General features: G+C 33.0%; 6 protein-coding genes. 2 read left to right on the top strand and 4 right to left on the bottom strand.

What is annotated here, in order from left to right:
• Nucleotides 1-515: 515 nt before the first annotated feature.
• Together BM289_RS14880 and BM289_RS14875 are read right to left on the bottom strand one after the other, a co-directional pair.
• Nucleotides 516-1,751, bottom strand: coding sequence for an ABC transporter permease (locus BM289_RS14880; RefSeq protein ID WP_091494889.1), 1,236 nt, complete (start codon nucleotides 1,749-1,751; stop codon nucleotides 516-518).
• 96 nt (nucleotides 1,752-1,847) lie between these two features.
• Complete coding sequence (locus tag BM289_RS14875; RefSeq protein WP_091494887.1) at nucleotides 1,848-2,342, bottom strand: YkgJ family cysteine cluster protein; 495 nt, start codon at nucleotides 2,340-2,342, stop codon at nucleotides 1,848-1,850.
• A gap of 72 nt (nucleotides 2,343-2,414) precedes the next feature.
• Here BM289_RS14875 and BM289_RS14870 point away from each other — a divergent pair, with 72 nt between their 5' ends.
• Together BM289_RS14870 and BM289_RS14865 are read left to right on the top strand one after the other, a co-directional pair.
• The gene (locus BM289_RS14870) at nucleotides 2,415-3,122 is read left to right on the top strand and encodes a class I SAM-dependent methyltransferase (protein WP_091494885.1); all 708 of its coding nucleotides are present in this window, start codon (nucleotides 2,415-2,417) and stop codon (nucleotides 3,120-3,122) included.
• An 18-nt stretch (nucleotides 3,123-3,140) separates the two neighbouring features.
• Nucleotides 3,141-3,686, top strand: a complete 546-nt coding sequence (locus BM289_RS14865) for a YfiT family bacillithiol transferase (protein WP_091494883.1) — start codon at nucleotides 3,141-3,143, stop codon at nucleotides 3,684-3,686.
• A gap of 58 nt (nucleotides 3,687-3,744) precedes the next feature.
• Here the strand turns inward: BM289_RS14865 and BM289_RS14860 are convergent, their stop codons facing one another.
• Nucleotides 3,745-4,377 (bottom strand): 7-carboxy-7-deazaguanine synthase QueE, encoded by a 633-nt coding sequence (locus BM289_RS14860; RefSeq protein ID WP_091494881.1) that lies wholly within the window; start codon nucleotides 4,375-4,377, stop codon nucleotides 3,745-3,747.
• A 100-nt stretch (nucleotides 4,378-4,477) separates the two neighbouring features.
• Nucleotides 4,478-6,145, bottom strand: a complete 1,668-nt coding sequence (locus BM289_RS14855) for a tetratricopeptide repeat protein (protein ID WP_091494879.1) — start codon at nucleotides 6,143-6,145, stop codon at nucleotides 4,478-4,480.
• Nucleotides 6,146-6,151 lie beyond the last annotated feature (6 nt).

Raw genomic sequence — 6,151 nt, 5'->3', positions numbered from 1 at the left:
GCTCTTTTTCCTAACACGCTCATAACTCGCCCTTTATAACTGAAGTTTTTTCCGTTCCTTGTGGGGTTTTTCCTTACTTTGTTCCTTTTTGGGGTGTTCTGCCACGAAGACACCAAGGCGCAAGGCCTTGTTTTCTGCCCTTTTTGATATCCGAAAGGCGCAAAGGCGGTGGTTTTTTTATTTTATTTCCTGAAACAACACCTAATTCTTCCTTGAAATTTCTTCTGAAAACCGAGGCCATAGCCCCGATAGGAGCGGAAATCCTTTTTGTGGCGGGGTTCGCCGCAAAAAGATTACTTCGTCAGTTCGCTATCGCTCGTGTGAGGCCGATAGCGGGATCAGCTCCTGAAAATTTAAAAAGCGAAATTACATATATACTAAACGCGCCGCACCCAATGCGGTGCGTCTCTACTAAAAATCGGAATTGCACTGTATATAATATATGCATAAAAAACAAACCCGACAGGTTTTGGAAACCTGTCGGGTTGAAATTACATGTTAAACCCTTCTACTATTTAATCGAAGCGAATAGCTTTTACTGGAGAGATTTTAGTTATTATATAGGATGGTATTAATAGCACTACAAAACAAACCCCAACCGTAAGCAGATTTAATAAAAGAATATAAATCCAGTTTAAATACACCGGCGCTTGATTTACATAATAGTTCTCAGGATTCAATTGAACTATTCCGAATTGCTGTTGCACTAACAAAATCGAAATACCGATTAGATTCCCCCAAAACAATCCACGAAGAATTAAGTAAAAAGCATTATACAAAAACACCTTTCTAACCGACCAATTATTTGCCCCCATAGATTTTAAAATTCCAATCATTTGAGTTCTTTCTAAAATAAGAACCAATAGAGCAACAATCATATTAATAGTAGCCACAAGAATCATAATAGCCAAAATAATAACGATATTAAAATCAAACAATTTAAGCCAGTCAAAAATATAACTATATTTCTCGATTATAGTCTTTGTATCTAAATTAGAATTTGTTTCCTGATAGACTTGATCTCCTACATTTTTAATATTATCAAAATCTTTCACAAAAACTTCAAATGCCCCTATTTGATTCTGATTCCATTTATTGATTCTCTGAATATGACGAATGTCGCCAATAATATAGGTGGAATCAAAATCTTGAAATCCTGAATTGAATATCGCTGCAATTTTAAAACGACGGCTATTAGGAAGTTTTCCTTGTTCCTCTTTCACAAAAAAAGTATTGAACTGATCTCCCACTTTTAAATTTAGACGATCCGCAAGAAACCTTGAAATAACAACATCCTCATTCAATGTTTTCGTAAAATCCGGAAGTATGCCTTCTACAATATATTCACTAATATTATTCCAATCATAATCTGGCCCTACTCCTTTAAAAACGATTCCTTCAAAAGCATTCTCTGTTCTAATAATTCCTGCTTTAGTAGCGATTGCCTGAATATGGCTTACTTCTGGCACTGATTTAAAATTGGGATAAAAATCTTGTTTCTTTGAAATTGGAACTATAGTTACCTCAGAATTATTATTATCGAAATTAGAAATTATAATCTGCCCATTAAACGCCGAAACTTTATCTCGTATTTTTTTCTGCAAACCTATTCCTGTAGCAACAGAAACAATCATCATAATAATTCCTATGGCAATTGCGGAGATTGCAATTTTAACAATTGGTGCCGAAATACTGCTCTTATTCTCTTTTGCAGTTATTAATCTCTTGGCTATAAAATATTCTAAATTCAAATTAATAGTATTTCTTTAGATCCTTTAATCATTCTTTTTTCAAAAGTACACCTTAAAAAGAAAAGAAGATGCTTTTTAAGTCAATTAATCTATTTATTATAATGGAAGTTTCTTCTTCATCTCTTCTACTATATTATAAGCAGCGGGACAAATTTCGACATTTTTCAATGTTAAGTTAGAGATCTGATAAAACTTATTTCGATCAGTATGCGGAAATTCACGGCAGGCTTTTGGGCGTACATCGTATATCATGCAATAGTTTTCATTATCCAAAAAGGTACACGGAACACTTTGCAAAACATAATCTTTATCTTCATCAATTCTAAGATAATGGTCAATGAATTGTTGCGGTTTCTGTCTAAAATGTTTTGAAATTCTCTCGATATCTGCCAACGTAAATAAAGGACCAGTTGTTTTACAGCAATTAGCACATTTCAAACAGTCTGTCCTTTTAAACTCAGCATCATGCAAATCCTGCATAATGTAATCTAAATTCTTTGGCTGTTTCTTTTTGAGCTTATCAAAATACTTTTTGTTTTCGTTATGCTTATCTTTGGCTAACTTATGCAAGTTATTTAAAATCTGTTTCAAGTTTAAAATTTAAAGTTGATCTGCAAAATTAAACAACTTTGAACTTGAAACCTTAAACTTTGAACTAAAACAATGAAAGATCTTTTCGGAAAAGCCATATTTGATTTCCACACTAGCAATTCACCTGAAGACATCATAACTGAAACTTCTATTTCCGAAGAAGACGAGATGAGCGTGGAATATCTTTTTCGTACTTATAATGAAATGCCAAAAATCGAACAAAAAGCGCTTCAACTGGCAAAAGGAAAAATATTAGATGTCGGATGTGGTGCAGGAAGTCATGCTTTATCACTGCAAAATGAGAGAAACTTAGAAGTGACCGCTATTGACATTTCAGAAAAAGCAATTGAAACCTGTCTTTTAAGAGGAATCAAAAATGCTAAAGTTGAAAACATTTTAGATTTTGAAGGAGAAAAATTTGACACCATTTTACTTCTGATGAACGGAACCGGTATTTTTGGCAAATTAAAAAATTGCAATGAATACTTAACGAAATTAAAATCACTATTAAATCCAGGCGGGCAAATCCTAATAGACAGCTCTGATATCATTTATATGTTTGACGAAGACGAAGACGGAGGTAAATGGATTCCTTCGGATAATGATTATTATGGAGAACTTGTATTCAATATCAGTTACAAAAATGAAAAAGAAGAACCTTTTGACTGGCTTTATTTAGATTATAATACCCTTCAAAATGCTGCAATTGCTAATGGATTAAAATGCGAACTCATTCTTGAAGGAGAACATTACGATTATTTAGCAAAACTTTCTATTTAACCGAAACAAATTTACCCCATGAAAGAATTAGATATAGAAAAATTAAAATATCCAATTGGAAAATTTACAACTCCTGATCATTACTCTCCAGAATATCTTTTGAAAAAAATCGAAGAAATTGAAACATTTCCCAAAAGATTAGAAAAAGAAGTAATTGACTTAACCAACGAACAACTCGACACTCCTTATCGCCCCGATGGATGGACTGTCCGACAAGTGATTCATCATTGTGCCGAAAGCCATATGAATTGTTATATTCGAATTAAATGGGCTTTAACCGAAAATAACCCTGTTATTAAAGCATACGACGAAGTACTTTGGTCTGAATTAAACGATAATTTAACGATGCCAATTGAACCAACTCTTGAATTATTAAAAGGTCTTCATTTTAGATTAGGTTACATTATGAGAAATTTATCTGAATCTGACTTGGAAAAAACTTTTATTCATCCTTCAGACAATTCAGAAAACAAACTCAAAAAAATTATTGGAATGTATGCTTGGCATGGAAATCATCATTTAGCACATATTACCACTTTAAAAAAATATAAAAACTGGGAATAGTTTAAAAATACAACTATCTGTTAAACAAAAAAACTCTTCAATTGAAGAGATTTTTTGTTTAAGGTATGTTCAAATACTTATGTGTCTGTAACGAAACTCGCCATTTTGGATTATTCATAACATAATCGACAATAAGCGGTGTCATTTCTTCTTTTTTACTCCATTCAGGCTGAAGAAACAAAATAGCGTTATCATTAACTAATTCTGCCTGCTCTTCAGCAAAAATAAAATCATGCTTATTATAAATAATAACTTTTAATTCATGTGCATTATCATACACCGTTTGGGTTGGCAATTTATTTTTTTTAGGAGAAAGACAAATCCAGTCCCAAGTTCCTGAAAGCGGAAAAGCTCCAGAAGTTTCAATATGAACTTTTAAATTTTTATCTTTTAATCTCTGCGTCAATAGTGTCATATCCCAAGAAAGAGGCTCTCCTCCTGTCACCACTACCGTATCAGCATACTTTGCCGCATTTTCCACAATTAAATCAATACTTGTTGGCGGGTGAATTTCGGCATTCCAGCTTTCTTTCACATCACACCAATGACATCCAACGTCACATCCTCCAATTCTAATAAAATAAGCAGCTCTTCCTGTATGCGAACCTTCTCCTTGAATGGTATAGAATTCTTCCATCAAAGGAAGCATAGCTCCTTTATTTACCTCTAATTGTATTTCTTTTGATAACATTATTCTATTTTAAAGTGCAAAGATAGTCAATAATATACGTAACAAAAAAAACCGATAGTTTATTGAACTATCGGTTTTCTATTTATTTTAAAATTCTAAATTATTTTAGAGCTTTAACAGATTGAGCAGCGTAAGTATTTGCTGGATCTAATACTAAAGTTTTATTGAAATATTCAACAGCCTTAGCTTTGTCAGTATTTGCATAAGCAGCACCAATTGCGTTGTAAGCCTCGATAACTTTTTTAGTTGTTGCAGGTTTTGCTAATTCCTCTGGCCCTTTAGCAGTTATTTTAGCCACATACTCTTCATAGTTTTTGATGATCATGTCATCTTTATCTAATGCACTGTTGATTCTTCCTTTGTATAAGTAGGCTTCATCATATGATGGAGATACTTCAAGAATTTTATCAAAAGTAGCATTTGCATTTTCTAAAGCAGCTTTGTCACGGTTTTCAATAGGTTTACCAGCATTACCGTAGTAAACAGAAATTCCATAATATACAGCATCATCTAAATAATTTTTAGATTCTTTATTGTTTGCACCAAGCTCAAAGATTGCTGCAGCTTGCGTATATTGTTTTTTACCAAACAATTCTTTTCCAAAATCTGCAAATTCTTCAACCACTAAAGGCTCTAATTCTATTGCCTTTTTGATATCAGCTAAACCTGCATCAAAAGCAGCTTGATCTATAGTTCCGTCAGCAGCAGTTCCTTTTTTAATTTTTGACAATCCTAAGTAGTAGTAATCTCTACCAATAGCTTTATTTCCTGGCGCTTTAATAAAATCTTCAATAGACTTAATCGCTACATCAACGTTTCCGTTTTCATAAGCAGCATATCCTAAATATCTGAAAATTCTAGGGTTTACTTTATCTTGCGCAATCATTTTGTTCGCTACAGTTTCTAATTGCTTATAATCTTTTACCAAGATTAAGAAATCTGCGTGGCGCATTTTAGAATCTAAAGAATAATCAGTTAGACTTAAGTATTTCTCGTAGTTTGTAATTGCGTTTTGCAAGTTCACTTTTGAAGTTGAAGGCTTATTTCTTGCCCACTTGTAATAAGTTTCAGCAAGCTCTCTGTAAACTGGACCGTAATTAGCATCTAAAGCAATTACTTCATTGAATGATTTGATAGCTTCATCATAAGATTTTGCTCCTTTTAATAAAACTCCTAACTGCATTTTAGCTCGCAACAAAGTATTGTCTGCCGCAAAAGCATCACGGTAAGATTTGTATGCATCATTTTGATTTTTATCACCATAGTATGCATCTCCAATAGCTAAAAGAGCTTGAGCATTTTGAGGATCAACTAATAATGCACGTTTCAAAACTTCAATAGCATTTTTGTAATCTGGATTATCAGAGTTCATGTATGCTCTAGCGATATAAATAAATTCATTTACATCTTTTTTTCTCATGTCTTTAGTAGCCAAAGCAAAGTTAGCTTGAGCAGCCGCAGTGTTTTTAGCATCTAAATCTAACTGTCCTAAACCAATATAGTTTAAGTTTTTCTTATCAGAAGCTTGCAATCCATTATTGTAAGAGATTTTCGCAGAATCGACTACAGATTGATTTAAATAAACATTACCTAAAACAAAATTCGCCTCACCATCTGATGGTTTAGATTTGATAATTGATTTAAGGATTGATTTCGCCTTATCAAACTGTTCTGCGTCAATTGCTTTTTTTGCTTGGTTAATGTCCTGCGCTTTTGCCGCGGTAGCCGAAGCAACTAATGCAAGACTAAAAATTTTTAATTTATTCATCTTTAT

The organism is Flavobacterium phragmitis, assembly GCF_900112575.1.
Lineage (GTDB): Bacteria > Bacteroidota > Bacteroidia > Flavobacteriales > Flavobacteriaceae > Flavobacterium > Flavobacterium phragmitis.
The sequence above is the reverse complement of the archived record's forward strand: the minus strand, read 5'-3'. Positions and strand labels throughout refer to the sequence as shown.